Here is a 25005-nt window from a genome sequence, read left to right on the forward strand (position 1 = left end):
CAGAATCGTTAAGTAATCGGTTAACTTTCCCGGCCAGCGTCAAGGGCATTCCGCGCTTCACACCGACATGGTGAGAGGTCATCCAGACATCGGCATGTGGAACCCACATGCACCTTGACGTAGGAACCGAAACATGGCGAAGCCCCGCGTTTTCATCTCTACCGACATTGGCGGCAGCGATAAGGATGACGATCAATCTCTTGTCCATGCATTCCTCTATGCCGACAAGCTGAAGATCGAGGGGCTGGTCTCTTCGCCCGCGCCCCATGGCGGTCGGGCCAAGGACATCCACGAGGTGATCGATGCCTACGCCAAGGATTACGCCAATCTAAAGTCCTACTCGTCGGATTATCCGACGGCGGATTATCTGCGCTCGGTGACCTATCAGGGTTCGACCAGCGCCCAGCCCTCGGCCGGCTATTCCAGCTCCACCGCCGGCTCCCGCGCCATCGTCGAGGCCGCCCGCGAAGGCTCGGCGTCCGATCCGCTCTACATCCTGACCTGGGGTGCCATGACCGATGTCGCCCAGGCGCTGCATGATGCGCCGGACATCGTGAACAAGATCCGCTTGCTCTCGATCGGGTCCACCAATACGACCTTCGACAAGAACGCCCGCAACTACATCTACAACAACATGGACAAGGGGGAGGTGTTCGAGAACCTCTGGTGGATCGAAGACAACTCCACCTTCCGCGGCATGTATGTGAGTTCTTCGGGGGCGAACGACCCTTCGATCCACAATGGCTGGATCCACGCCAACGCCAAGGGCCACGGCGCGCTCGGTGCTTACTTCGACAAGATGACCACGGACCTGTATGGGGCCGGCTCTGTCGATGGGCTGAAGATGGGAGACACCCCCTCGCTGCTCTACCTCCTGGACAATGCTGACAACAACAATCCCGGTGCCAACAGCTGGGGCGGCAGCTTCGTCAAGACCGGCAAGGCGTCGAACTACTGGACGGACAGCAGCGCCAGCGCCGACAGGCTGGGGTCGTACAATGGCGCGAAGACGGTCTATGAGCACCGCAGCGCCTATCTGAACGACTTCGCCGCCCGCCTGGACCGTGCAAAGGCCCCGGCCAGCGGCAACGCGGAACCGGCGCCCAGCACGGGCGGTAGCGGCAGCACTGGCGGCAGCGGGACTACGGCCAAGATCGGTGTCGGCACGACTGAGGCGGAAACCCTGAAGCTCGGCGGCGGCTATAGCGTGGAGAGCCGCTCCGCCTCCTCCGGCGGCTCAAGCATCAAGGCGAACGGCTCCGGCACGGCGGAAGGCGTCTTCTCCGGTACTTCGGGCACGTACAAGATCAGCGTCGGCTACATCAACGAGGATGACGGCGCTTCCTCCTACACGCTGAAGGTCAATGGCAAGGCCGTGGGCTCCTGGACAGCCACCGGCGGAACCAGCAGCGGCACCCTGGAGGCGCGCAGCTTCCAGGTCGCGTTGCAGCAGGGCGATGTCGTGACTGTCGCCGCCACCCACAATGGCGGCGAGTACGCCCGCGTCGACTGGCTGAAGGTTGAGACGGTCAGCGCCCCGACACCGACTCCCACCACCCCGGCGCCCACCACCCCTCCGCCCACGACGCCGCTTCCGACCCCTACCGACAGCCCGTCCATCAAGGTCGGCACCACCGAGGCGGAAACGCTGAAGCTGTCCGGCGCTTACGCTGTGGAGAAGACCGGATCGGCTTCCGGCGGTGCGCAGATCAAGTCGACCGGCACTGGCGAGGCGTCCGGCACTTTCACCGGCGAGGCAGGCACCTACAAGATGAGCGTCCGCTACGTCGATGAGTTCGATGGCGCGGCCAAGTACTCGATCAAGGTAAACGGCGTCGTCGTGAACTCCTGGACCGGCGTCAGCACCTCCGGCGGCGACAAGCTCGAGACCCGCAGCTTCGACATTGCCCTGAAGCCCGGCGATCAGATCTCCGTCTCCGGCGTCCAGGGCGGGTGGGAGCATGCCCGCGTCGATTGGCTGAAGCTGGAGAAGGCGACCGTTTCCACTCCGACGCCCGCGCCGGCACCCGCCCCCGCCCCCTCTACCGGGTCTTCCAGCGGGCCCGCCATTACGGTCGGCACCACGGAGGCGGAAAAGCTCAGCCTCAGCGGCGGCTATGCGGTGGAGAAGACCGGTTCGGCCTCCAGCGGGGCCCAGATCAAGGTGATGGGCAGCGGCGAAGCGTCCGGCACCTTCACCGGTGCCGACGGCACCTACAAGATGAGCGTCCGCTACCTCAACGAATTTGACGGTGCCGCGAACTTTGCCATCAAGGTCAATGGCCAGACCGTGAATTCCTGGACCGGCGGCGGCAGCAACAGCACGGATGTGACGGAAACCCGCAGCTTCACGCTGAGCCTGAAGCAGGGCGACAAGATCACCGTCGCCGGCACCCAGGGGGATTGGGAGCATGCCCGTGTCGACTGGCTGAAGCTGGAGGCGGCAGGCACGTCGACACCAGCCCCGACCCCCACCCCGATCCCGTCCGCCCCCCAGCCGCAGCCGGAACCGGTGCCTGTCAGCGGCCCGACCTTCAAGATCGGCACCACCGAGGCCGAGACGCTGAAACTGTCCGGCGGCTATGTCGTCGAGAGCCGCTCGGCCTCTTCCAACGGCGCCAACATCAAGGTCAACGGCTCCGGCACCGCCGAGGGAACCTTCGACGGTACGTCGGGCACCTACAAGATGTCCGTTGGCTGGCTCAACGAAAATGATGGTGCGGCCAGCTTTGCCGTGAAGGTCAACGGGCAGACCGTCAATTCCTGGGTCGGCACCGGCGGCGACAATGGCGCGGAGACCCGCAGCTTCACCGTGGAGCTGAAGCAGGGCGACAAGATCACCCTGTCCGGCGTGCAGCAGAACTGGGAGCAGGCCCGCTTCGACTGGGTAAAGCTCGAGAAGGCCAGCGGAACCAGCACGCCCACGGCCCCCAGCACGCCCTCCACGCCCGAACCGGTCGGGCTGAGTGCGTCCGACTTCGACTACTTCGCCTTTGCCGGACAATCCAACGCGGCCGGCCACTTCTACAAGCGGTCCGGCGATGGCACCGGCGGCTCGCTCGGCAACGACGTGTTCGAGAAGGAGCTGGGCAGCGAACTCGGCGGCAAGGTCACGGCCATCAACGCCGCCACTTCGGGCAGCGCATCGAACGAGAAGGTGGACGGTTCGAACTACTGGTGGGACCTCGGCCAGAACAAGCCCGGCCCGGCGCTGCTCAATGCCGTGTCCCAGATCAAGGCCGGTCTGGCCAGCGGCAAGGACCTGGACGGGATCATCTGGGCGCAGGGTGAAACGGATGCGAAGGCCGTCAAGGACGACTGGAGCAACCTGTCCACGGTGGTGAACAACTTCACCACGGCCACCAAGAAGATCTTCGCGTACCTGCAGGACCAGTTCGGGGATGACATCCCGATCTTCATCCAGGAACTTGGCACCTTCAAGCAGGACAATGCCTGGCTGGACGGCCCTGTCGGGGCGCTGGACAAGATCCGGGAGGCGCAGACGAAGATGATCGCCGACATGGACGATGTCTTCCTGGGCGCGAAGACGGCTGGTCTGGCCGCCCATGACGACATCCACTTCAACAATTCCTCGTACGGTACGATCGCAACGCGTCTGGCCGACAGCGTCGCGGTGGAGCTCATCGGCTCTTCGCAGTACGACGGCTACTGAGCGGGACAAGGGCCGTCTGCGGGCGTCAGCCGAGCTTCGCCCGCAGACGGTCCATCACCGCAGCCCGCTGCGGATGGACGAAAATGAAGTTGTGGATGTAGTCGGGGGTGAAGCTGCCGGCGCCGGGGGGTTTGGCAAGCTCCCGGCGTTGGTGGACCTCCGGCTGGAAGTCCGCGATGGGGCGCAGCCGGCCATGGTCGATGAACCAGCCGGCATAGCCCATCCCTTCCAGAAAAGCGCGGATGCGCTCCCTGGCGCCGGGCACATGCCGCTCCTCGCTTCCCACCAGGATGGTGGGCCGGCTCGTGGCGAGCGTCCGCTCAGCCCCCACGAGGGCTGGATACTCATGGCCTTCGACATGAACCTTCAGGAAGGCGACATTCTCCAGGCCGTAACTGTCCAACCGCCGCACAGGTACGGTCAGCGTGCGGCGGTTGAACTCCGTATTCACCTCACGTTCCAGCGTGTTGCGGCTGGGTAGGTCCCCGCCGCCATGCTGCGGTACAGCCAGTTCCGCCTGCCCCTCGCTGTCGGACAGGGCGACCGCTTCCACCTTCACCTTCGGTCCGAATTCGGCACGCAGGCGATCAGCCAGGGCCGGATAGGGCTCGAACGCCAGAACCGCACGCGATGCCCGGTCCATCTGCCAGGTGTAGAGGCCGTTGTTGGCTCCGACATCGACCGCCAGCGCGTCGCGCTCGCACATCAGCGGCGCCAGCGGCAGCTCAAGTTCCGCGCCCTCCATGGCACGGCGCATCTGGCGATCCATGATCCAGGACCGGGGCACGAAGGGTTTCAGAACGCGCTTCGCAACAGCGATCGCGGCAGGCATGGCGGTCATCCCGGTTGGAGGAAAGTAATTTTCTCGGCATAGAACGCTTCCGCCAGCCCGGTGGGCGAGGCAGCCTGGATGCCGCGCAGCCGCATCAACCCGTGGAAGGTGTCGGGCGTGAACCAGCCCTTGCTGCGCTGGCTTGCGAAACCCTCCATCAGGGCGGTGATCTTGGCCTGGGCGCGCTCCGGCGAAACCGGCACGAACAGGTTCGGATTGCCCAGATCGCCCTCATACTTCGGAATTTCGTAACCGAGCACCAGGTGGTTCCGGAAAGTGTTCCAGGTGAGGTCGGACAGCGTGCGGTGGTCCTGGTGGCGGTCGGCCCGCTGATGGGTCAGCACCAGATCCGGCTCCACCCAGCCTTTCAGCGCCTCGAATGCGTCCTTCAGCCGCGTGAACTCGGCGGGGAAATAGCCGTCGCGGAAATCATGGAAGCGGGTGTGGGCGGCGGCGGCACGGCCCAGGAAGGCGGCCGCCCCGGCCTCCGCCTCTTCGCGCCGCTGCCCGGCGGCAGCGAAGACGGCCCAGTACACCTCCACCTCTGGCAACTGGTCCAGCAGGTGCAGCACCGTGGCCCCGCAGCCGATCTCGATATCGTCCGAATGCGCGCCCAGGCAGAGCACGCGCAACGGACGCCCGGACCGGGGCGCCGGCAGAAGGGACAACATGCCGGTCACTCCGCTGCCAGATGGGTCACGACCGGCTGCGGCTGCTGGCGCCAGACTTCCCAGGGGGCGGGGCCCTTGGCCTGCAGGGATTCCAGGGTCTGCAAATCCTTGAAGGTATCGCAGCCGCGCCAGAACCCGTCATGACGCCGGGCCACCAGGCGGCGCTCCTGCATCAGGCGAGCGAACGGCTCCTCCACCAGCTCCTCGCCGGGGCGGATCGCGTCGAAGATCTGTTGGCGGAAGGCGAAGTAACCGGCATTGACCCAAAGATCGGCCTTGGTCACATCCTCGACCCGCTCGACGAAGCCTTCCACATCCTGGCGCACGAAGTGGAAGCTGGTGCCCGGACGGGCGGCCATGAAGGCGCCGACGACGCCGGGCCGGTCCAACTGGCTGATCACGTCCGGCAGGTGGAAATCGGTCAGCCCGTCGCTGTAGTTGGCAAGGAACATCTCCTCACCCTCCAGGAATGGCCGCGCAGCCAGCAGCCGCTCCCCGATGTTGCTGTTGATGCCGGTGTCCAGGAAGGTGATGCGCCAGTCGTCGATATCGCGCGCCAGCAGGTCTACCCTGCGCCCCCCGCCGGACAGCACGAAGTCGTTGGAAGCGCACTCATCGTAGTTCAGGAAGAACTCCTTGATGGCGTGGCCCTTGTGGCCCAGGCACAGGATGAAATCCTTGTGCCCGTAATGGGCGTAATAGCGCATGACATGCCACAGGATGGGGCGGTTCCCCAGCGGGACCAGCGGCTTCGGGATGCTTTCCGAATAGTCGCGCATCCGGAGGCCCAGGCCGCCGCAGAACAGAACAACCTTCATGTCACGCTCCTGCCTGCGCCGCGTCCGGATCGACGATCTCGGGGCGGGGAATGGGGATGATGAAGCGGCAGCCCCATTCCCGCACATAGTCGAGCTGCGCCATGATCTCCTCCTTGAGATTCCAGGGCAGGATCAGAATGGCGTCGGGACGCTCCTCACGGATCTTGTCAGGCGGATGGATCTGAATGCGCGTTCCTGGAAGTAACCGACCATGCTTGTACGGATTGCGGTCGACAGTGAAGGCGAGCAGGTCGGTGCGGATGCCGCAATAGTTCAGCAGCGTGTTGCCCTTCCCTGGCGCCCCATAGCCCGCTACGCGCTTGCCGGCCCGCTTAAGCCCGATCAGAAGCTCCAGCAGGCGGTAGCGGGTCTCTTCCACCCGCGCCCCGAAGGCCGCGTAGGTTTCCGCCCGGTCGAGCCCGGCGTCCGCCTCGTCGCCGAGAACGCGGGCAACCGCCGGCGTCTCCGCCCACGCAGCTTCCGCGCGGCAGGCGAGTACGCGGAGAGAGCCGCCATGGGTCCACAGCTCTTCTACATCGAAGACCCGCAGGCCGTGGCGCGCCAGCAGCCTCTGCACGGTGCCAAGGGAGAAATATCCGAAGTGCTCATGATAGATGGTGTCGAACTGATTGCCGGCCAGAAGCCGCAGAAGATGCGGGAACTCCAGCGTCAGCACGCCCTCCGGCTTCAGCAGCAGGGCAAGGCCGCCCACGAAATCATCTAGGTCCGGAACCTGGGCCAGTACATTGTTGGCAGCCACCAGATCGGCCCGGCGGTCCTGCGCCGCCAGCTCCGCCGCGACGCCGCGCCCGAAGAAGCGTACCCAGGTAGGGACGCCGGCTGCCTCGGCCGCTTGAGCCACGTTGGCCGCTGGCTCGATGCCTAGACAAGGGATGCCGCGCGCCACGACGTTGCGCAGCAGATAGCCGTCATTCGACGCCACCTCCACGACAAAGCTCTGCGGCCCCAGCCCAAGGCGGCCGGCCATCGCCTCCACATAATCGGCGGCATGCTGCAGCCACGATTTGGAGTAGCTGGAGAAGTAGGCATATTCAGTGAAGATGTCCTGAACCGGAACATACTCGCCAAGTTGGGCCAGCCAGCATGCGGGGCAGACCCGGACATCCAGGGGATAGAAGGCCTCGCCCTGGTTCGCCGCCTCGGGCGGAATGAAACTCTCGCAGAGGGGCGACAGTCCCAGATTCACGAAGGGGAGCAGACCTTCATGCCCGCAGGCCCGGCAGACGGAATGGCCCCGCCGGGCGTTGACCGCGCCTGCACCGGCCCCGTGCGGGGCAACAAGACCATCCATACTTCGAAACCCCAAGCAATTCAGTGCGACCCAAGTTCGGGCAGCATACGGGGCCGCTCAAGCTCGCAAACGGCGATTCCGCCTGCCAGCCGGGTAGGGGGGTGGGGCTGATAGATGAATCCGGGGTAACGCCGGAACACAAAAGCGCGCACAGGCGTTCTGCGGGGCAGACGCCTTGTCGATCAGTGTGCCCAGGCCGAGCCCTGCATGCAGGTGGGCCGTTCCCGGCACCCTTGCCGCGCTTTTCCAGTCAACGTGCGAATTCTCGCATATGGATGTGCTCCGGACAACCATTCGCGCGTGAATATATGTAGTAGCTCCTATTGATAGGACGTCCGAGTTATCGCTGTAGAGCTTAGAGGACCAGCATGCCTTTGGTTTCCATCGGCCTTCCAGTATTCAACGGGGAGCGCTACCTGGAGGGAGCGGTCCGGGCGATCCTGGAGCAGACCTTTACAGATTTCGAGCTGGTGGTCTGCGACAACGCCTCCACCGACGGCACGGCCGACATACTCGCCCGCCTCTCGCGGGAGGATCGGCGGATCAAGGTCCACCGCAACCCGGTGAATATCGGGGCGGCGCCGAACTGGAACCGGGTCTTCGAACTGTCTACCGGGCGCTACTTCAAGTGGGTCGCCCATGACGACCTGCACGAGCCGGAGTTCCTGGAGCGGACCGTGGATGTGCTGGAGCAGGACCCCGGCGTGGTGCTCTGCCACACGCAGACCCGACTGATCGACGAGGATGGGGCGGAACTTCCGTTCGATCCGGTGCGCGGCGAGTACCTTGACCGGGCCGGCAATGGGCGGATCGGGCCGCCGCCGCCGGGCCGCGCCACCTCCTGCGATCCGGTAAAGCGGTTCGCGGACATCTTCCTGCGCACCGTCCGCTGCACTGACGGGTTCGGCCTGATGCGGGCCGACATGCTGCGCCGGACCCCCCTCCATCGGTCCTACTACAGCTCCGACAAGGCGTTGCTGGTGGAAATCGCCCTGCATGGCCGCTATCACGAAGTGCCGGAAACCCTGTTCCTGAAGCGGGACCATGTGGGTACATCGCTGACCCTCTCGCCGGAGCAGCAGCGACTGTGGATCGACACCAGCGGGCGGTCTAGCCGGTTGCCGCCGCGGCGTCAGCAGTATCTGCAGATTTTGCGCGCTGTCGCGACGGTGCCGGGCTTGGCGCCGGTGCAACGGCTCCGTTGCGCCGGCATCGTGGCCGGCCGGATCGAGTGGGGCGAATTCGTCCTCAACCGCTTCCGTACCCAGCGGGCTTGACGCCGAGGGTGGACGGAGCAGGTGACGGTTCCGCGCGTCCGGCCCAAGCTCAGCCGGCGGATGCCGCCTGCATCGCCGCGGGTTCCGCCATCGGGCTGTCGATATCCAGGCTGGTCCAACGGAACCGCCCGTCCAGACGGCCCAGGTCCAGCAGCCGGCGCAGCTCCTTCAGCCGCGTATAGGGCGGGCGGCTGAAATCCGCCGCGGACAGGTCGATTGCCTGGAACAGCCTGTGAAGCTGCCGCGCGCCGGCCTGCGCCGACCAGTCGCAGCGGAACTCCGGCAGATGCTCCCGGATTTTGGCAAAGCTGACCTGATAGCTTCGGTTGTCCGGGCTGGGGTCGCCGAAGGTGACCTCGCATCCGGTGAACACCTCGCCCACGATGTTGGCGATATCACGCACACGGTAGGTCTGATCATCCGCGCCGACATTGAAGATCTGCCCTGCTACCCGGTCGGCGGGGGCCGCCAGGGTCAGCTCGATGGCCTGGCAAATGTCCAGTATATGCACCAGCGGCCGCCAGGGCGTGCCGTCGCTGGACATGGCGATGCGGCCCGTCGTCCGGGCCAGGCCGGCCAGATTGTTCAGCACAATATCGAACCGCATCCGCGGGGATGCGCCGAAAGCGGTGGCGTTGCGCAGGCAGGTGGTGACGAAGTTGGCGGGGTCGGTGATGGACGTCAGATGTTGCTCGCACAGGACCTTGCATTCGGCATAAGCGGTGCGGGGATCGGGGGCGGAGGTCTCATCCTTGATGTCGTCGGCGCCGACACCGTAGACGCTGCATGAGGAGGCATAGACGAAGCGGCGGACCCCGGCCTTGCGAGCGGCATCGGCAATCGAGCAGGACCCGCGCCAGTTCACATCCATGGTGGTTTTACGGTCGTGTTCCCCCAGCGCGTCGTTCGACAGTTCCGCCAGATGCACCACGGCGTCGAAACCGCGCAGATCCTCCGCATCCACATCACGGATGTCGCGGACCAGCAGGGGTGGGCGGGACTTGGACACGTGATAGAGCAGGCCTGCCGTATAGTAGCCGGTATCCAGGCCCGTGACCGAATAGCCGCGGTCCATCAGAAAGGGTGTAAGCACCGACCCGATATAGCCTTCCGCACCGGTGACAAGGACCTTCATCATTCTTTCCTTCAGCCACGCCGAACAGCGCCGGGCGGAAGCCGCCCGACGGGTGCTGTATAACGCCGTTGCTTCTGGCTTGATGCGATCCGCAGGACAGGCAGTCGGATTAATCCCGCCACCTTGGAGCGCTCCAGGGCAGGGATTACGCCAGTTGCCCAGTTGACCCCTGCGGGGCAGGGCTGTTGCGGTTCGCGGCTTCAAACCATGGATTGGAACAGATGTCCGAAGTTTCCATCCCGGCCTCCGATAGCTTTGCCGAGGGGGCGGCCATGCACAACATAGTGCGGGAACTGTTCCCGCTCTGCCGCAGCATCACCGGCCCCGGCCTGCGGGAGACGATCCGGCGCATCGGCCGACGCATCCCGCTGAACGTGCACGAGGTGCCGTCCGGAACACCCGTTCTCGACTGGACGGTGCCGGACGAATGGACCATACGCGGCGCGTGGATCGAAAAGCTGGACGGGCGGCGTCTGGTGGATTTCGATGTCTGCAATCTGCATGTGGTCGGCTACAGCCGTCCCGTGGACGCCGTGCTGACGCGTGAGGAACTGGCCAGGCACGTTCACACGCTTCCGGACCAGCCGGACCTCGTACCCTACCACACCGGCTTCTTTGCAGACAGTTGGGGCTTCTGCCTCAGCCATGCGCAGTGGCAATCCATGACGGACCCGGCCTACCGGGTCGTGGTGGACAGCACGGTAGCGCCCGGCAGCCTGACCTATGGCGACCTGCTGGTGCCCGGCCGCAGCCGTGAAGAGGTGCTGATCCACGCCCATTGCTGCCATCCCAGCTTGGCCAACGACAATCTCTCCGGCATCGTGGTGGCGACATGGCTGGCCCGCCGGGTGCTCGCCCGCCCGAATAGACTCAGCTACCGGTTCGTCTTTGTTCCGGCGACTATCGGGGCCATTAGCTGGCTCGCCCGCAATGAAGCGACCCTGGACCGCATCCGCCATGGGCTGGTGCTGAGCTGCGTCGGCGACCCTGGCACCTTCCATTACAAACGGAGCCGGCGGGGCGACACGGAGATTGATCGGGCGGTGGTCCAGGTGTGCCGCGATCGCGGTCTGGGCATCGCTGTCCGGCCATTCAGGCCCATGGGGTATGACGAGCGGCAATATTGCTCACCCGGCTTCGACCTGCCGGTGGGCTGCTTCATGCGCACGCCTAACGGGGAATTTCCCGAATATCATACCTCCGCCGACAATCCGGACCTCGTCCGTCCCGAAGCCCTGCAGCAGAGCTATGAGGTGCTGGCCGCGGTTATGGACCTGCTGGAAGCGAACCTGGTTTACCGCCGCGTGGACGGCCGCGGGGAACCCCAGCTTGGTCGCCGGGGCCTGTTCCGCCGGATCAGTGCTGAAAAGCATGCGACTGGCCAGGAAGCGTTGCTCTGGCTCCTCAACCTCGCCGACGGCACCCGCTCCCTGCTGGACATGGCCGAACACACCGGCCTGTCCTTCACGGAACTGAATGCCGCCGCGGAGTTGGCACGGGACGCGGAGCTGATCGTGGAGGCGGAGTGATCCACATTATCCCAGCGGAACGTCGCGGGTTTCCACATCGATGGCCTGGGCGGCCAGTGCTGCCAGCAGGAGCAGCATGGCGAACAGCCCGATGGCCGCCGTGAAGCTGAATGCAACGACCAACCCTATGGCGGAAGGCGCAAGCAGTCCGCCAAGCCGAGCCATCGCCCCGGCCGCGCCCATGCCCGTGGCCCGCAGCGATGTGGGGTAAAGCTCCGGCGTGAAGGCGTAAAGCGCGCCCCAGGTTCCCAGCAGGGCGAAGCTCATCACCAGGGTCGCGCCTGCGATTGGGATCGGCGATGTGCTGACGACATAGAGCAGGCAACCGGCGGCGCTGGCGATCAGGAAGCCGATCAGGGTCGGTCGGCGGCCCCAACGCTCCACCCCGATCGCGGCCAGCACATATCCCGGCACCTGGGCCAGCGCCACAAGCACCAGGAAGCCGTAGCCCCGCAGGAATCCGTGCCCCTCCAGCGCCAGCCGACTGGGCAGCCAGACGAAGACGCCGTAATAAGCGGCCGAGACCAGAAGCCAGACCGTGAGGATCAACAGGCTGCGACGGCGGAGGCTGCCGGACAGGATGGCGGAGGCCGGGACTTTTACGACCGGCGGCGCCGTCAGGGTCACGGGCGGCAGAAGCCGCCGGTTCGTCCGCGCGATCTTGTCCAGCACCGCGCCCGCCATCTCCGGCCGGCCCGATCGCAACAGGAACTGCGGCGACTCCGGAACCCAGAGACGCAGAACAAAACCTATAAGGGCCGGTGCAGCGATGAGGGCGAACAGATACCGCCAGCCATCCTCCACCCCGGCGCGGGCGACCGCCCAGGCGGCGACTGCTACCGCAACGGTGCCTACGGCCCAGAAGCCCTCCAGCGCCACAAGCCAACGTCCCCGCCGTTGCGCTGGCAGGAATTCAGCCATCATGGCGTAATCGACCGGCAGGGTGCCCCCCACCGCCAAGCCGGTCAACCCGCGCAGCACCAGCAGCACGGCGAAGTTTGGCGCAAAGGCGGAGAGCAGGCCGAAAAGCGCGTCCATCAGCACGGTCGCGATCAGCACCGTGCGGCGTCCGAACCGGTCCGCCAGCCGCCCGAACAGCGATGCGCCGACCAGCATGCCAAGGAAGAAGGCCGTTCCCGTCTGCAAGGCCTGCGGGATTGTCAGGCCGAAGCTGGCGGCGATGCCGGGGGCCGTGAATCCGACCGAAAGCACCTGCATCGCCTCCGCGGCCCAGACCAGGCCGAAGATGCCGAGCAGCCGCCTCTGGAAAGGGCCGGTGCCTGCCGCGGCAAGGGCCTGCTCAATGGGAACCGGAGCCATACTGTGATCCGTTTCTGCCGTACCTGCCCCGGTTCAACACGCTGGCGGCGGCTTTCGGACCTGCCGCGTGCAGCAGCGGAACAGCTTTTATCCTTCGCCAGAGGGAACGCGCCTACCGGAAATTGCCCGGCTGAATGCCGAGGCGGCTCAGCTTGTCATAAAGCGTTTTCTTCGGAAGGCTCAGCGCCTCCGCCGCTGCGGGGACGTTGCCCTTCTGGGCGCGGAGCTGGGCAATGATCAGGGAGCGCTCAAAGCCCTCCACCTGATCGGCGAGGCTTGCATCATCCGGAGCGGACGGCGGCGATATGGCGGCCCCGTCGTTGAGATCGGGCCCGCCGCCGGGAACGCCGAGCACGAAGCGCTCGGCAAAGTTCTTCAGCTCACGCACATTGCCGGGCCAGCCATAGGCCTGAAGCCGGCCCCGCTGCTCCGAGGAGAGTACGGGCAGGGGCCGCCCGTGCCGGGCCGCGGCCTGGACCAGGAAATGCTCGAACAGAAGCGGGATATCCTCTCGCCGGTCGCGTAGGGGCGGAAGCTGCACCAGCACGACGTTGAGCCGGTAGTAGAAATCCTCCCGGAACCGGCCCTGGCGCACCAATTCGCCGAGATCCTCCTTCGTGGCGGCCACGACCCGCAGGTCCACCGGCACTAACCGGTTGGACCCCAGCCGCTCCAGGCTGCGCTCCTGCAAGGCCCGTAGCAGCTTGGCCTGCAGGTGCAGCGGCATGGACTCCACCTCATCCAGGAACAGGGTGCCGCCGCTGGCATGCTCCAGCTTGCCGATCCGAGGCTTCACGGCCCCGGTGAAGGCGCCGCTCTCATGCCCGAAGACTTCGCTCTCGAACACGGTTTCCGGCAGGGCGGCGCAGTTGATGGCGACGAAAGGCTTGGACCGGCGGGCGGAGAACTGGTGCAGGCAACGGGCCACCACCTCTTTGCCGGTGCCCGTCTCCCCCAGCACCAGCACGTCGGCAGATGTGTCCGCCACCTGGGCCAGGATCCGCTTCACCGATTCCATGGCGGGCGACTGGCCCAGCATTACGGCGTCGATCCCATCGCGATCCCGGATTTCCTTGCGCAGGGTGGCGACCTCACGACTCAGCCGCCTTTTTTCGAGCGCCCGCTGAACTGTGGCCACAAGCCGCTCGGAGGCGAAGGGCTTCTCGATGAAATCGTAGGCCCCGGACCGCATAGCGGCCACCGCCATGCCGACATCGCCATGCCCGGTGATCAGGACGACGGGCAGGGCCGGGTCCAGCGCCAGGGCGGCCTTCATGAGGGCAAGTCCGTCCTGCCCCGGAAGCCGCACATCGGTGATCATGACGGCTGGGCCCTGGCCACGCAGACTGCCGAGCGCCTCTTCCGCGGACCCAGCCGCGGCGTGATCGATCCCGGCCAGTTCCAACGCCTGTCCGACGCCGAGGCGGACTGCTTCGTCATCCTCCACCAGGAGCACATCCGCTTCAGCGGTCATTGGTGGCCTCCATCTCTGTCACGGGCGCGTCCACCGTGGGCAGTTCCAGGGTGAACACGGCCCCGCCTTCCGGTCGGTTCGCAGCGGTCAGCGCGCCGCCGAAATCCTGGGCGATTCCGGCAGAGATTGCCAATCCGAGACCCAGCCCCGCGCCGGAAGCCTTGGTGGTGAAGAACGGTTCGAACAGGCGGGCCATGACGTCCGGCGGCAGGCCCAGCCCGGTGTCCGCCACCTCAATCCGGACCCGGCCATCGACCATGCGTCCGGTGACCTGGAGATGCCGGTCCGCAGACCCCTGCGTGGCGTCGATGGCGTTGGCCAGCAGGTTCACCAGAATCTGCTCCAACCGTGTCGCGTCGCACCAGACGGCGAGACCGGGCGGACGCAGATCGACAGCCACCTCCACGCCTTCCCGCCGCAGCCGCTCCCGCAACAAGGTGAGAACGGCGTCGATGCTGGCGCGGAGCGACACGGCAGAACTCTCATTACCCGACTTGCGGGCGAAGTTGCGGAGCTGCCCGGTGATGCTGGCGATACGCTCCGTCAGGCGCGCGATCATGGCGAGGTTCCCGGCGACCTGACGGTCCTGCCGACGTTCCAGGAAGACCGCCGCATTGTCGGACAGGGTGCGCAGGGCGGCCAGCGGCTGGTTTATCTCATGCGCCACACCTGCGGAAAGCTGGCCGAGGGCGGCCAGTTTCGCGGCCTGAACCAGCCCTTCCTGGGCACGGCGCAACTCCTGTTCCGCCCGTTGCCGTTCGGCGATTTCCGTGCGCAGCTCTGCATTCGCCTGCGTCAAGGCGGACGTCCGCTCCCCCACCTTGCGCTCCAGGTCCGAATTGGCGCGGGCCAGTGCATTCCGTGCCCGCCGCTCCGCCGACCGGGTGCGGCGGCGCTGGCGGACATAGAGGGGCAGCAGGGCCAGGATGCCGGACAGGGCGGCCGCCGACAGCGCTCCGGCCCACTTCGCTTCCGCCACCGGCCTCAGATCGTGCAGCACCGTGACCTCCCAGCCGGCGTCGTCAAGCGTATGGCTCAGGGCCAGGTAGCGGCGGCTTTCGGCGCTGACGATCCGGGCGCCATTCACCTCCCGGACCTGCCAGTCCAGAGGCTCCAGGCGGACCTGATCATAGTGGCGGGTCTTGCGCAGACGGTCGAGGGTTTCCGGCGGAAGATCCGTCAGGGTCTTGAACTTCCAGGCCGGTTCGGATGCCAGGATCACCACCCCGTTGGCATCCTTGACCAGCACCTTCTCGGAGGTCGTGGCCCAGGTGCGTTCCAGCCTGTCCAGGCTGACCTTGACCACCGCCCCGCCGATGACGGCATCGCCCCGGCGGATGGCGCGGGCGACATAGTAACCAGGTGCCCGGCTGGTGGTGCCGATGCCATAGAAGCGCCCGATATCCGACGCGAGAGCATCGCGCACGTAGGGGCGATAGGAGAAATTGCGGCCCACGAAGCTCAGTGGTTCCCGCCAATTGCTGGCCGCCAGGGTTGTCCCGGTCACATCCACGACATACACGGCGGAAGTGCCGAGGAAAGCATTGGCCTGCTCCAGGAATTGGTTGGCTGCATCCCGGAGGTCTGCATCGGCCGGGTCGGCGAGCAGGGCCAGCAGCCGCGGGTCCTGGCCCAGAACGGCCGGCACCGGATCATACTTTCCAAGCTCGCTCTCCAGGCCCAGCGCATAGAGGTCGAGGCGGGGGCCGGCCTGTGCCTCCAGCCGCGACACGGCGACCTTTGCGGCCCCCGCGCCGGCAAGCCAGACAGCCAGGGCCGCGGCCAGGATCGCCAGCAGCGCGACGCCGAACCGTTGCAGAAAATGTCGCTTCGCCGCTGGCATGGTGCTTCTGTTCCGCCGGTATCCACTCCCAGCATGGGTGGCGATCCGGCCGGGGGCAAGGGGCCGGGGATGCGGGAGGAAAGGGGCCCCTCCAGTCGGAAGGGCCCGGTGCGTTACTCCGCGGGTTGCCCGGCGAGGATGGGGGCGGGCTTCTCCGTCCTACCCTCCAGCGCGGCCTGCATCTGGCGGGTGTCCAAGGCACCCTCCCACTTGGCGACGACGATGGTGGCGACGCCGTTGCCGATCAGGTTGGTCAGCGCACGGGCTTCCGACATGAAGCGGTCGACGCCCAGGATCAGGGCGATGCTGGCGACGGGAATACTGCCAACCGAGGCCAGGGTGGCCGCCAGCACGATGAACCCGCTGCCGGTCACGCCGGCCGCGCCCTTCGAGGTCAGCAGGAGCACCGCCAGAAGGCCCAGCTCCTGCGCCAGGGTCAGATCCGTATTAGTGGCCTGCGCCAGGAAGACGGCCGCCATGGTCAGATAGATGCAGGTGCCGTCGAGGTTGAAGGAATAACCGGTGGGGATCACCAGCCCGACCACGGACTCCTCGCAGCCCAGCTTTTCCATCTTGCGGATCATGCGCGGAAGCACGGATTCGGAGGAGGAGGTGCCGAGCACGATCAGCAGCTCCTCCTTGATGTAGCGGATGAAGCTAACGATGCTGAAGCCGGTGGCCCGCGCAACCGCTCCCAGTACGCCGAAGATGAACAGCAGGCAGGTCACATAGAAGCAGGCCATCAACTCGCCCAGCGACACCAGCGTGCCGACGCCGTACTTGCCGATGGTGAAGGCCATAGCGCCGAAGGCGCCGATGGGGGCGGCCTTCATGACGATGCCGACAATGCCGAAGAACACCTGGCTGGTCTGCTCGATCAGATTCAGCACCGGCTTTCCGCGCTCACCAAGGGCATGCAGGCCGAAGGCGAAAAGGATGGAGATGAACAAGACCTGGAGGATTTCACCCTCGGCGAAGGCGCCCACCACGGTAGAGGGAATGATGTGCAGCAGGAAGTCGAGCGTGCTCTGCTCGCCTGCCTTGGAGACGTAGGTCTCGATGGACTTGGTATCCAGGTGGGCGACATCCACGTTCATGCCGGACCCTGGTTGCCACAGATTGACGACGATCAGCCCCAGAGCCAGGGCGACGGTCGTCAGTATCTCGAAGTAGATCAGCGCCTTGACGCCGACCCGGCCGACCTTGCGCATGTCGCCCATGCTGGCGATGCCATGCACCACGGTGAAGAAGATGATAGGGGCGATCAGCATCTTGATCGCCTTGATGAAGGCGTCGCCCAGGGGCTTCATGGACTCGCCCAGGCTGGGATAGAAATGTCCCAGCAGGACGCCAATGGCGATGGCGATCAGCACCTGGACATAAAGATGGCTGAAAAGCCCGCCCTTCCGCTTGGCCGACGGCCCGGCATTAACGGTTGCGCCGTTCATCTCGGGGTATCCTCCTGTTCCGAACCGCTCTGGCTTGTCCCGCATTCGGAGATGCGGTCCCGGGCGGCGGCTTTCCCGGCGTCCCTGTGCGGGACCGGGACGCTTCGACTGCACAGGGCGTGCCAAAGGGCGAGCGGAAGGACTGGAATCTGCTAAATCCTTTCAGCTGTTAACATTTGTGTAAGAGACGGAAATCCGCGGCATTGGGGCCTGTCTGGAAATCCGCACGACATAAAGGATGGGGGGCTGGATTTCCGCACAGCCAACCGTGGGGCCGTCCGGTCAGTAGACGTCGCGCCGGTAGAGACCGGCGTCCGCCATCTCCTCCAGCCGATCCTGCCCCAGGATGGAGGCCAGCGTGGCGGAGACCTCGGCCGCCATCCCACCCAGGCTGCCGCAGACCAGGATCACAGCGCCCTCATCCACCCATCGCGCCACATCGTCCGCAGCGGCAGCCAGCCTGTGCTGGACATAGACACGCTCAGCCTGATCGCGGGAGAAGGCCAGGTCCAGTCGCCCCAGGTGGCCGGCCGCGTGCCAACCCCGGATCTCCGCCTTGAAGTGGAAGTCGTGGGCTGCCGTCCGCTCCCCGAACAGCAGCCAGTTGCGCCGACGGCCCTGGACGGCACGGGCTTTCAGATGCGCCCGCAGCCCGGCGATCCCGGTGCCGTTGCCGATCAGGATCATGGGGCGGTCGCCCTCCGGCGCGTGGAAGGACCGGTTCTCCCGCAGGCGGAGGTCGACGGTGCCGCCCAGGGGCGCATGGGCGGTCAACCAGCCGGAGCCGAGCCCCAGCCTGCCGTCGGCACGCCGCGCCTGCCGCACTACCAGTTCCAGCCTGCCATCGGCGGGAATGGAGGCGATGGAATATTCACGGTGGGGAAGGGGCGTGGCCCTGTCCGCGATCTGTTGCGGTCCCAGACCCTGCCACTCTGTCCATTCGTCCGGCGTATCCGGCAGATGGCAGACGGCCAGCCGCTCCGCCAGGGAACCGCTCCACCCGTCCGCCTCGACCGTGGCGGCCCCGTCCAGCTCCAGCCGGTCCAGGGCGGCGGCGATCTCCTCCGCCGGATGGCGCGGACCGATCTCGGCGATGTCGCCAGCCTGCCAAGTGGGACTGCCGGCTTGAGGCGTCAGGCGGATGAGGACGACCGGCGCGCCGGGGCTGCCGGGATTGAGGTGCGTCCGCTCCGCCAGCGTCCATGGCTCGTACCGGGCGGGCGCCCAGTCGGCCAACTCCGCATTGCCGGAGAGCTGGCCCAGATGGTGCTGCCAGTGCCGGATGGCGCCAGGGTCGCCGTTATCGACCTCGACCAGATCGAACAGCGGCGTCGCCCCCTGGCGGCGCAGCCAACCGTCCAGACGATGCCCGAAAGCGCAGAACTGCGCATAGCTGCGGTCGCCCAGGGCAAGCAGCCCGTAGCGGAGCCCGGTCAGGTCGGGCTCGGCCCCGGCACTCCGGCGCAGGAAGCCGGCGGCGCTGTCGGGGGCGTCGCCCTCGCCGGTTGTACTGACCAGGAACAAGACCTGCCGGGCCTCCTCCAGAACCGGAACGGTCATGGCGGAGAGGGGGAGCAGCCGCACCGGACCACCGCCAGCCGCAAGCATGTCTGCGGTTCGCTCCGCCAGTTGCTCCGCAAATCCCGTCTGGCTGGCATGGATTACCAGCGTTCCTTCGCCTGCCAACTCTGGCGGGGGCGCCGCGTGGGCCGAAGACCGGAGCCGATGGCCGCGCAGGATGGAAGCGGTGAAACCACCATAGCCCAGCAGGACGGAAGCGGCGGCTACAGCCTGCCGCGCACCATGATCCAGCAGGGGGCTGTCCAGGGCGATCCAGGCCGCCGCACTGCCGGCCAGGGCGGCAAGCAGGGCGGTCAGTTCCGAACCCCTGATGGCGGAGGATGCGCCCATCACTCCACCATCGCCGCCAGAGCCGGGCTCATCGGCCACTGGCTGGCCGGCAGACCGCGAAATCCGAACAGGCTGGGAATGCCGCGGGCGGCGGCATAGGCCTGACCGGCTTCCTCACCCAGCACCAGAATGGCCGTGGCCAGGGCATCCGCCCGCATGCAGCTTTCATCCAGGACCGTAACGGACGACAGCTTTTCGTCCACCGGATAGCCGGTCCGTGGGTCGATGGTATGGGAATAACGCCGGCCCGCCGCCTCGAAAACGCGCTGATGATCGCCGGAGCTGGCGACGGACAGGCCGTGCAGGGCGATCAGGACCGGTGCGCTGTCGCCCACGGTCGGGACCTGCGCCTCCAGCCCCACCCACCAGGGGGTCATATCGGGCTTGACGCCGCGTCCACGCAGCTCCCCCCCGATCTCCACCAGGTAGCTGGCGATGCCGTCAGCCTCCAGACAGGCCGCGACGCGGTCGACGGCATGTCCCTTGGCGATGCCGGACAGGTCAAGATAGACGCCGCCGGGCTGCAATGCGCGGCAACCGGCCGGGTCCAGCCGGACCCGCTGCCAGCTGCTTACCGCCACTGCCTCAGTGATGGCCGGTTCCGTCGGCGGAAGCTGCCGGGCGGGCTCAGGTCCGAAGCCCCAGAGATTGACCAGCGCCCCGGCAGCCGGGTCGAACGCGCCTTTGGTTTCCGCGGCCAGACCCATCCCGCAGTCCAGGACCTGCATCAGTTCCCGCGGCAGCGGGCGCCAGCTTCCTGCCGGAGCCTGATTGAAGCGGCTGAGGGCCGATCCGGGTTCCCAGGTGCTCATCTGCCGGATCACAAGATCCAGCTCGCCTTCGATTCCGGGCCTGTGGCTCTCCAATGAAGTGCCGGCCGGCATGACGGCGCGGACCGACCAGCTGGTTCCCATGGTCCGGCCGCCCACCATCTGTACCGTCGCACCCGGGGCCGGCCGTTCCAGCCCGGCGGGTGCGAGGTTCAGGGGAATGATGACGCGCCGTGCGTCCCGCATCTTAAATCCTTAAAACGGGTCGGCTCGACACAGGCCGGGGCCTGGGCGGTCACTGGGGCAGCACTTCCAGCGTTGCGGTATAGACCGCCATGCGCTTGGCCGCACCCTTCACGGTGGTCTTGTCGTCCTCCACCTCGGCGCTGATCCAGTACATGCCGGGCGTCGGCCAGGTCACCGTGATGACGCCGTCCTGATCGCTGGTGACTTTCGTGTCGTCCGGCTTGCTGCGGTAACGGACACCGCCCGGAACCACCTCGACCTCGGTGCCCGCGGCTGGCTTCCCGTCCAGCAGCAGGCGGAACTTTGCGGGCTCGCCCTCGAACAGGTCGTTCGGATGGGTGATCGGCTCCAGCTCCAGACCCTGGCCGGTGATCTTCAGCGCGTCGGTGGTGGGCTTGCCGGCCGTGACGAACGTCTCCAGCCGCCGGTGCATCTCGGTCAGCACCACGTTCTTGGCATCGGCCGGAATCTCCTTGGCTGCGGCCTCGGCGGGCCCGCGCCAGCGCTTCCGCTCCCCGTTCAGCTCATAGGTCCCGACCACCATCTTTCCAGGCATGGCCAGCTTGTAGGTGCCGGGCTGGGTGAGGTGGAGGTCGAAGGTGGTGCGGTACTTGCCGGTGCTGGCATTCTCCGCCTTGGCAGCCGACCCGTCGGGCGCGGTGATGCTCAGCCCGTCGATGCGCAGCGGCACATGCTCGAAATAGAACAGGTCGTTGGACACGGCCGCATCCACCGTGACCCAGGGGTCCTCTCCCGACAGCACCGTGGCGGAGGGCAGCATCCAGGTCCGGTGCGCCTGTGCCTGGAAGGGAATGCAGATGGCGGCAGCGACGGCAAGAGCCGCCCAGTTGCGTGAAATCATGGCGAATCCGCTCCTTCGGGCTTCAGGGGGTGAGATCAAGGGCAATGCGGCCAAGCTCTTCGGAGCCCTCGGCCGTCAGTGTGGCGGGGGCCTTGGCCGGCCAGGTGAAGGGGATGCGCATCAGTTCGCGCCCGCCAACCTCTCGGGCCGCCTCAACCACCAGCGTGTACTCGCCGGGGGCAAGCTCGCCCAGCGGATCCTTGCCGACGGTATATTCCAGCCGGTGTTCGCCGGGGGCCTTGGTGGGGCCGCTGATCCCGTCAGCCGGCAGGGTCAGGTCACGGCCCACGCGCCGCCACCACTGCCGCATGTCCTTCAGCCACTTCTCGCCTTCCCGATCCGCCTTCTTCACGTCGTAGAGGACGGCCAGATTGGCGGCGACGCTCTGGTCCGGTCCCTCGACCCAGACGCCGACATAGGGGCGGTGATACTCGGCCACCTGCAGGCGCGGGATCTCGATGGTGACGGCCATGTCCGCGGCCAGGGCCGGCGTCGCCGCGAGGCCGGTCAGGGTGAGTGTAAGCAGTGCTCGCATCGGCGTCTCTTCGGTGGCTCTTCAGTGGATGGACAGGATGGCGATCAGCAGCGGCACCACCAGCCCCAGCCCGACCAGGGGCCAGGTCGCCGGCCGGTTGCCGGCGTGGAACTGCAGCAGGAAAAGCCCGGTGATGCAGAATACCAGGCACGCGCCGGCGAAAATGTCGATGAACCAGCTCCAGGCCGAGCCGGTGTTGCGGCCCTTGTGCAGATCGTTCAGGTATGAAATCCAGCCGCGGCTGGTCTGCTCATGGATCACCTCGCCGCCCTCTGTTTCCAGGCTGATCCAGGCGTCGCCGCCCGGCCGGGGCAGGGCCACATATACCTCTCCCGCCGACCATTCCGGTTCCCGCCCTTGCACGCTGACCTGCAACTCGCGCTCGAGCCAGTCGGCGACAGGGCCGGGCAGGGCGCCCTCCCCGGATTCCACCTGTGCCGCCAACAGAGCCCGGAGTTCCTCCGGCAGGGTTGCCTGCCGCTCGGTCACGACAGGCTTCGCCTCGATCGCGCCAGCATGATTCAGGGTGATGCCGGTGGCGGCGAACAGGATCATGCCCAGCAGGCAGATGGCGGAACTGATCCAATGCCATTGATGGAGATGCTTCAGCCAGAAGGCCCGGCGGCCCTGGCGAAGAATATCCCTGCTGTGCTCTGCTTCGCGCATCCGGACGGGGTTCCAGAACTCCTGGGGGACGGGCGCACGTCCCATCTACATGGTTCCGCGCGCCCAAGGTCCTGAGTGATAGCCTGGACTGATAATCAGTCGCAACACATTGCTGTCCAAGGAGCCCGGACATCCGGGCTCCCAAGACAATCAGAAGGTGGCATTCACAGAGACCCAGAGCCGCCGCGGCTCCTGGTTGATGGCGTACTCGTTGGCGTAGGCGACAGCGTTGCCCGACGTATAGGGAATGTAATCCACAAAGTTCTTGTCGAACAGGTTGTAGATCGTGGCGTTGATCGTGATGTTCTCGGTCACGCGGTAAGCGCCGCCGAGATGGAAGAGGCTGTAGGCCTTGAAGTTGCCGAGCTGGTCCTGCTCCTCCCCGGCGCCGCGGTAACGCTCGCTCCGATATTCGCCACGCAGCCAGAGATTCACCGCATCGGCCACATCCCAGTCGATCCGGGCGTTGACGGCGTGCTTCGGCGTCGCGACGAGCGGCAGCCCTTCATTGGGACCGCTCTTCTGCTCGCTGTCCGTGTAGGTGTAGTTGGCGGAGACGGAGACCGCACTGGTCACAGCCAGACGCGCGGCCGCCTCGAAGCCCCTGGTCTCTGCCTTGTCCACATTCACGCTCTGGCTGAAGGTCGCGACATTCGGCCAGTAGCCGGCATCCAGGCAGCCCGGCGGGCCGGAGACTGTGCCGTACTCCTCTGGCGTCAGGCCGAAGCTGCAATTCACGATGGGAGCGCCCGTCGTGATCTTGTCGTCGAACTCGTTGTAGAACACCGTCGCGTTGGCGGTGAACGGACCGCCATTGTCGAAGTAGACGCCAGTCTCGTAGCTGGTGCTGGTCTCAGGCTGCAGGTTCGGGCTGCCCAGCAGCGGGATGGTGCCCTGGCCGGTGAAGCCGACGATGCCTTCCGCGATCTGGTCCAGGCGGGGAGTCTTGAAGCCGCGGCTGACACCGCCCTTCACGGTGAAGGCATCGGTCGCATTCCAGACCAGATAGGCGCGCGGGCTGACATGGCCGCCGAACACATTGTGATCGTCATAGCGCACGCCCACCGTCAGGGCGAGCGGGTCGAGTAGCCGCCACTCATCCTCGGCATAGAGGGCCCACTGTTCGTGGGTGAACTTCTCAGGCGCCACCCCGTCCACCATCTCCGCGTCCCAGTACTGGCCGCCGACGGTCAGCGTGTGGGAGCCGATGGTGCGGAAATACTTCGTGTTGAAGATGGTGTTGGTGGCTTCCAGCTCACGCGGGTCGCCGGCTTCACGGTCGGTACCCGGCACGTCGGAAGGGATGACTCGGCCAACCGTTTCGGTCTGGTTCAGGGTGATGTCGGAGTCCAGCACGCCGCCCAGAAGATTCCAGGTATGGGCCAGGACGAACTGGTCGCGGTTGAACTCCAGTTCCGGCCCATAGCCGCGAACGCCCAGCGTGCCGAGCTGTCCTTCCGAGTTGTCGTAGGTCTGCCGGGCAATGTCGGCGTCCAGCCAGAAACGGTGATTCTCGTTGGGCATGAAGGTCAGCCGGCCACCGGCGGACCAGATGTCGGCTTCCACCGGGCTGGGTCCGCGGGGGTCCACTTCCAACTGCTCGCCATTCGCATCGGTGAAGACCAGTTCGGACTTCTCGCGCTTGAGGACCCGGCCGCGCACGGCCAGGGCCAGCCGATCCTGCACCAGCGGCCCATCAAGATAGGCGGATGCGCTGTAGGAATTGCCGAAATCGGTGTCTTCCTGGAAGGTGCCGTCGATGGAGACGTCGCCGCCCCAGCGATCACGCGGCGTACGGGTAATGATGTTCACGACGCCGCCCATGGCATCGGAACCATAAAGGGTGGACATCGGCCCACGCACCACCTCGATCCGCTCAATGGCGGAGACGGGGGGAATGAAGCTGGATGCGGTTTCGCCGAAACCATTCGGCGTGACATTGCCGGCCGGGTTCTGCCGGCGGCCGTCCACCAGGATCAGGGTATAATCGCTGGGCATGCCGCGGATGCTGATATTCACGCCGCCGGTCTTGCCGACTTCGCCGCCGACATCGATGCCCTGAACGGTGGAAAGCGCTTCCGCCAGACTGTTGGTGCGCTGCTGCTCAAGCTCGATACGCGGCACCACGGTGATGCTGGCCGGGGCTTCGACAATGTTCTGCTGGAAACCGGAGGCAGTAACGACGATTTCCTCGATATCCTGCTGGCCCTTGAGTCGGGCCTGATTCCGGTTGGCAGCGGCGGTAGTCTCCTGCCCCCAGGCGGCCTGCGCTCCTGTCAACGCCAGTACGAACAGCGCAGTGCCCGACAGCAACCCCCCGATCTTCCCCCGCCGCATGTCTTACCCCTTCTGTGCAATTTTGCGAATGGCTTGCATTCTCATAGGCAAGGAGGAGGCGGCACGCAACTGCAAATTATTCGCATTGACCCGATGCAATTGCGCGGGCTCCGACGCATGGACATTCGGAGTGGCATCCTGGTGCCAACCTGCCAACCATCACAATTTCTGCGACTCCATTCATATTTCGGAGAGCCAGCTTCAGAATTTCGGAGACCCATTCCGCTTATTTACGCCTTCCAAGTGCTCATTCGGCCCCTGGCGACGCAGCATAGAGTCGCATGATTCCAGAATCGGCGACGGTGGTTCGGAGTTTCAGTGACTCACGCGCAGTAGGTTCACTATT

Annotated in this window: 18 protein-coding genes; 3 read left to right on the top strand and 15 right to left on the bottom strand. The window is 65.9% G+C overall.

Annotated features, from left to right (window positions below; translation table 11 throughout):
- Positions 1 to 133: 133 nt before the first annotated feature.
- Entirely contained in the window at positions 134 to 3673 is a 3540-nt protein-coding gene (locus tag DOL89_RS17925) for a nucleoside hydrolase-like domain-containing protein (protein ID WP_119680745.1), read from the top strand.
- Between the two features lie 25 nt (positions 3674 to 3698).
- Here DOL89_RS17925 and DOL89_RS17930 read toward each other — a convergent pair whose 3' ends face one another.
- Genes DOL89_RS17930 through DOL89_RS17945 form a run of 4 tightly spaced genes read right to left on the bottom strand, consistent with a single transcriptional unit; the run spans position 3699 to position 7306 of the window.
- Positions 3699 to 4505, bottom strand: coding sequence for an FkbM family methyltransferase (locus DOL89_RS17930; RefSeq protein WP_162937651.1), 807 nt, complete (start codon positions 4503 to 4505; stop codon positions 3699 to 3701).
- Between the two features lie 5 nt (positions 4506 to 4510).
- Complete coding sequence (locus DOL89_RS17935; protein ID WP_119680747.1) at positions 4511 to 5176, bottom strand: PIG-L deacetylase family protein; 666 nt, start codon at positions 5174 to 5176, stop codon at positions 4511 to 4513.
- 5 nt (positions 5177 to 5181) lie between these two features.
- Positions 5182 to 5994, bottom strand: a complete 813-nt coding sequence (locus DOL89_RS17940; protein WP_119680748.1) for a sugar phosphate nucleotidyltransferase — start codon at positions 5992 to 5994, stop codon at positions 5182 to 5184.
- Between the two features lies 1 nt (position 5995).
- Positions 5996 to 7306 carry a class I SAM-dependent methyltransferase gene (locus DOL89_RS17945; protein WP_119680749.1) on the bottom strand — a complete coding sequence of 437 codons (1311 nt, stop codon included), beginning with the start codon at positions 7304 to 7306 and terminating at the stop codon, positions 5996 to 5998.
- A 368-nt stretch (positions 7307 to 7674) separates the two neighbouring features.
- On the opposite strand from DOL89_RS17945, the gene DOL89_RS17950 reads away from it, so the two are divergent.
- Positions 7675 to 8583: a glycosyltransferase family 2 protein gene (locus DOL89_RS17950; protein ID WP_119680750.1), complete on the top strand. Its 909-nt coding sequence runs from the start codon at positions 7675 to 7677 to the stop codon at positions 8581 to 8583.
- A 49-nt stretch (positions 8584 to 8632) separates the two neighbouring features.
- On the opposite strand, the gene DOL89_RS17955 is transcribed toward DOL89_RS17950, so the two are convergent.
- The gene (locus tag DOL89_RS17955; RefSeq protein WP_119680751.1) at positions 8633 to 9718 is read right to left on the bottom strand and encodes an NAD-dependent epimerase/dehydratase family protein; all 1086 of its coding nucleotides are present in this window, start codon (positions 9716 to 9718) and stop codon (positions 8633 to 8635) included.
- Between the two features lie 221 nt (positions 9719 to 9939).
- Between DOL89_RS17955 and DOL89_RS17960 the strand changes: the two genes are divergently transcribed.
- Complete coding sequence (locus tag DOL89_RS17960) at positions 9940 to 11247, top strand: DUF4910 domain-containing protein (protein ID WP_119680752.1); 1308 nt, start codon at positions 9940 to 9942, stop codon at positions 11245 to 11247.
- A gap of 6 nt (positions 11248 to 11253) precedes the next feature.
- On the opposite strand, the gene DOL89_RS17965 is transcribed toward DOL89_RS17960, so the two are convergent.
- The 10 genes from DOL89_RS17965 to DOL89_RS18010 form a co-directional block, all read right to left on the bottom strand.
- Entirely contained in the window at positions 11254 to 12567 is a 1314-nt protein-coding gene (locus tag DOL89_RS17965; protein ID WP_119680753.1) for an MFS transporter, read from the bottom strand.
- A 112-nt stretch (positions 12568 to 12679) separates the two neighbouring features.
- Complete coding sequence (locus DOL89_RS17970) at positions 12680 to 14041, bottom strand: sigma-54-dependent transcriptional regulator (RefSeq protein ID WP_119680754.1); 1362 nt, start codon at positions 14039 to 14041, stop codon at positions 12680 to 12682.
- The gene (locus tag DOL89_RS17975) at positions 14031 to 15884 is read right to left on the bottom strand and encodes an ATP-binding protein (RefSeq protein ID WP_119680755.1); all 1854 of its coding nucleotides are present in this window, start codon (positions 15882 to 15884) and stop codon (positions 14031 to 14033) included. The genes DOL89_RS17970 and DOL89_RS17975 overlap by 11 nt, the downstream gene beginning before the upstream one ends.
- Positions 15885 to 15997: 113 nt before the next feature.
- Positions 15998 to 17332 carry a dicarboxylate/amino acid:cation symporter gene (locus DOL89_RS17980; protein ID WP_119680756.1) on the bottom strand — a complete coding sequence of 445 codons (1335 nt, stop codon included), beginning with the start codon at positions 17330 to 17332 and terminating at the stop codon, positions 15998 to 16000.
- Positions 17333 to 17614: 282 nt separating this feature from the next.
- On the bottom strand, positions 17615 to 19243 hold the full coding sequence (locus tag DOL89_RS17985; protein ID WP_205574722.1) for a sulfite reductase subunit alpha: 1629 nt from the start codon (positions 19241 to 19243) through the stop codon (positions 17615 to 17617).
- A complete protein-coding gene (locus DOL89_RS17990; protein ID WP_119680757.1) occupies positions 19243 to 20259 on the bottom strand; it encodes an FAD:protein FMN transferase in 1017 nt (338 codons plus the stop codon). Before DOL89_RS17990 ends, DOL89_RS17985 begins: the two co-directional genes overlap by 1 nt.
- A gap of 49 nt (positions 20260 to 20308) precedes the next feature.
- Positions 20309 to 21121, bottom strand: coding sequence for a DUF4198 domain-containing protein (locus DOL89_RS17995; protein WP_119680758.1), 813 nt, complete (start codon positions 21119 to 21121; stop codon positions 20309 to 20311).
- A 22-nt stretch (positions 21122 to 21143) separates the two neighbouring features.
- On the bottom strand, positions 21144 to 21656 hold the full coding sequence (locus DOL89_RS18000) for a DUF2271 domain-containing protein (protein ID WP_119680759.1): 513 nt from the start codon (positions 21654 to 21656) through the stop codon (positions 21144 to 21146).
- A gap of 21 nt (positions 21657 to 21677) precedes the next feature.
- The gene (locus DOL89_RS18005; RefSeq protein ID WP_205574733.1) at positions 21678 to 22322 is read right to left on the bottom strand and encodes a PepSY-associated TM helix domain-containing protein; all 645 of its coding nucleotides are present in this window, start codon (positions 22320 to 22322) and stop codon (positions 21678 to 21680) included.
- Positions 22323 to 22472: 150 nt separating this feature from the next.
- Positions 22473 to 24659, bottom strand: a complete 2187-nt coding sequence (locus DOL89_RS18010) for a TonB-dependent receptor domain-containing protein (protein WP_119680760.1) — start codon at positions 24657 to 24659, stop codon at positions 22473 to 22475.
- Positions 24660 to 25005 lie beyond the last annotated feature (346 nt).

The organism is Indioceanicola profundi, assembly GCF_003568845.1.
Lineage (GTDB): Bacteria > Pseudomonadota > Alphaproteobacteria > Azospirillales > Azospirillaceae > Indioceanicola > Indioceanicola profundi.

Coding starts and splice junctions, on each gene's coding strand:
- DOL89_RS17925 (WP_119680745.1), top strand. CDS start 134: ATGGCGAAGCCCCGCGTTTTCATCTCTACCGACATTGGCGGCAGCGAT.
- DOL89_RS17930 (WP_162937651.1), bottom strand. CDS start 4,505: ATGCCTGCCGCGATCGCTGTTGCGAAGCGCGTTCTGAAACCCTTCGTG.
- DOL89_RS17935 (WP_119680747.1), bottom strand. CDS start 5,176: ATGTTGTCCCTTCTGCCGGCGCCCCGGTCCGGGCGTCCGTTGCGCGTG.
- DOL89_RS17940 (WP_119680748.1), bottom strand. CDS start 5,994: ATGAAGGTTGTTCTGTTCTGCGGCGGCCTGGGCCTCCGGATGCGCGAC.
- DOL89_RS17945 (WP_119680749.1), bottom strand. CDS start 7,306: ATGGATGGTCTTGTTGCCCCGCACGGGGCCGGTGCAGGCGCGGTCAAC.
- DOL89_RS17950 (WP_119680750.1), top strand. CDS start 7,675: ATGCCTTTGGTTTCCATCGGCCTTCCAGTATTCAACGGGGAGCGCTAC.
- DOL89_RS17955 (WP_119680751.1), bottom strand. CDS start 9,718: ATGAAGGTCCTTGTCACCGGTGCGGAAGGCTATATCGGGTCGGTGCTT.
- DOL89_RS17960 (WP_119680752.1), top strand. CDS start 9,940: ATGTCCGAAGTTTCCATCCCGGCCTCCGATAGCTTTGCCGAGGGGGCG.
- DOL89_RS17965 (WP_119680753.1), bottom strand. CDS start 12,567: ATGGCTCCGGTTCCCATTGAGCAGGCCCTTGCCGCGGCAGGCACCGGC.
- DOL89_RS17970 (WP_119680754.1), bottom strand. CDS start 14,041: ATGACCGCTGAAGCGGATGTGCTCCTGGTGGAGGATGACGAAGCAGTC.
- DOL89_RS17975 (WP_119680755.1), bottom strand. CDS start 15,884: ATGCCAGCGGCGAAGCGACATTTTCTGCAACGGTTCGGCGTCGCGCTG.
- DOL89_RS17980 (WP_119680756.1), bottom strand. CDS start 17,332: ATGAACGGCGCAACCGTTAATGCCGGGCCGTCGGCCAAGCGGAAGGGC.
- DOL89_RS17985 (WP_205574722.1), bottom strand. CDS start 19,243: ATGGGCGCATCCTCCGCCATCAGGGGTTCGGAACTGACCGCCCTGCTT.
- DOL89_RS17990 (WP_119680757.1), bottom strand. CDS start 20,259: ATGCGGGACGCACGGCGCGTCATCATTCCCCTGAACCTCGCACCCGCC.
- DOL89_RS17995 (WP_119680758.1), bottom strand. CDS start 21,121: ATGATTTCACGCAACTGGGCGGCTCTTGCCGTCGCTGCCGCCATCTGC.
- DOL89_RS18000 (WP_119680759.1), bottom strand. CDS start 21,656: ATGCGAGCACTGCTTACACTCACCCTGACCGGCCTCGCGGCGACGCCG.
- DOL89_RS18005 (WP_205574733.1), bottom strand. CDS start 22,322: ATGCGCGAAGCAGAGCACAGCAGGGATATTCTTCGCCAGGGCCGCCGG.
- DOL89_RS18010 (WP_119680760.1), bottom strand. CDS start 24,659: ATGCGGCGGGGGAAGATCGGGGGGTTGCTGTCGGGCACTGCGCTGTTC.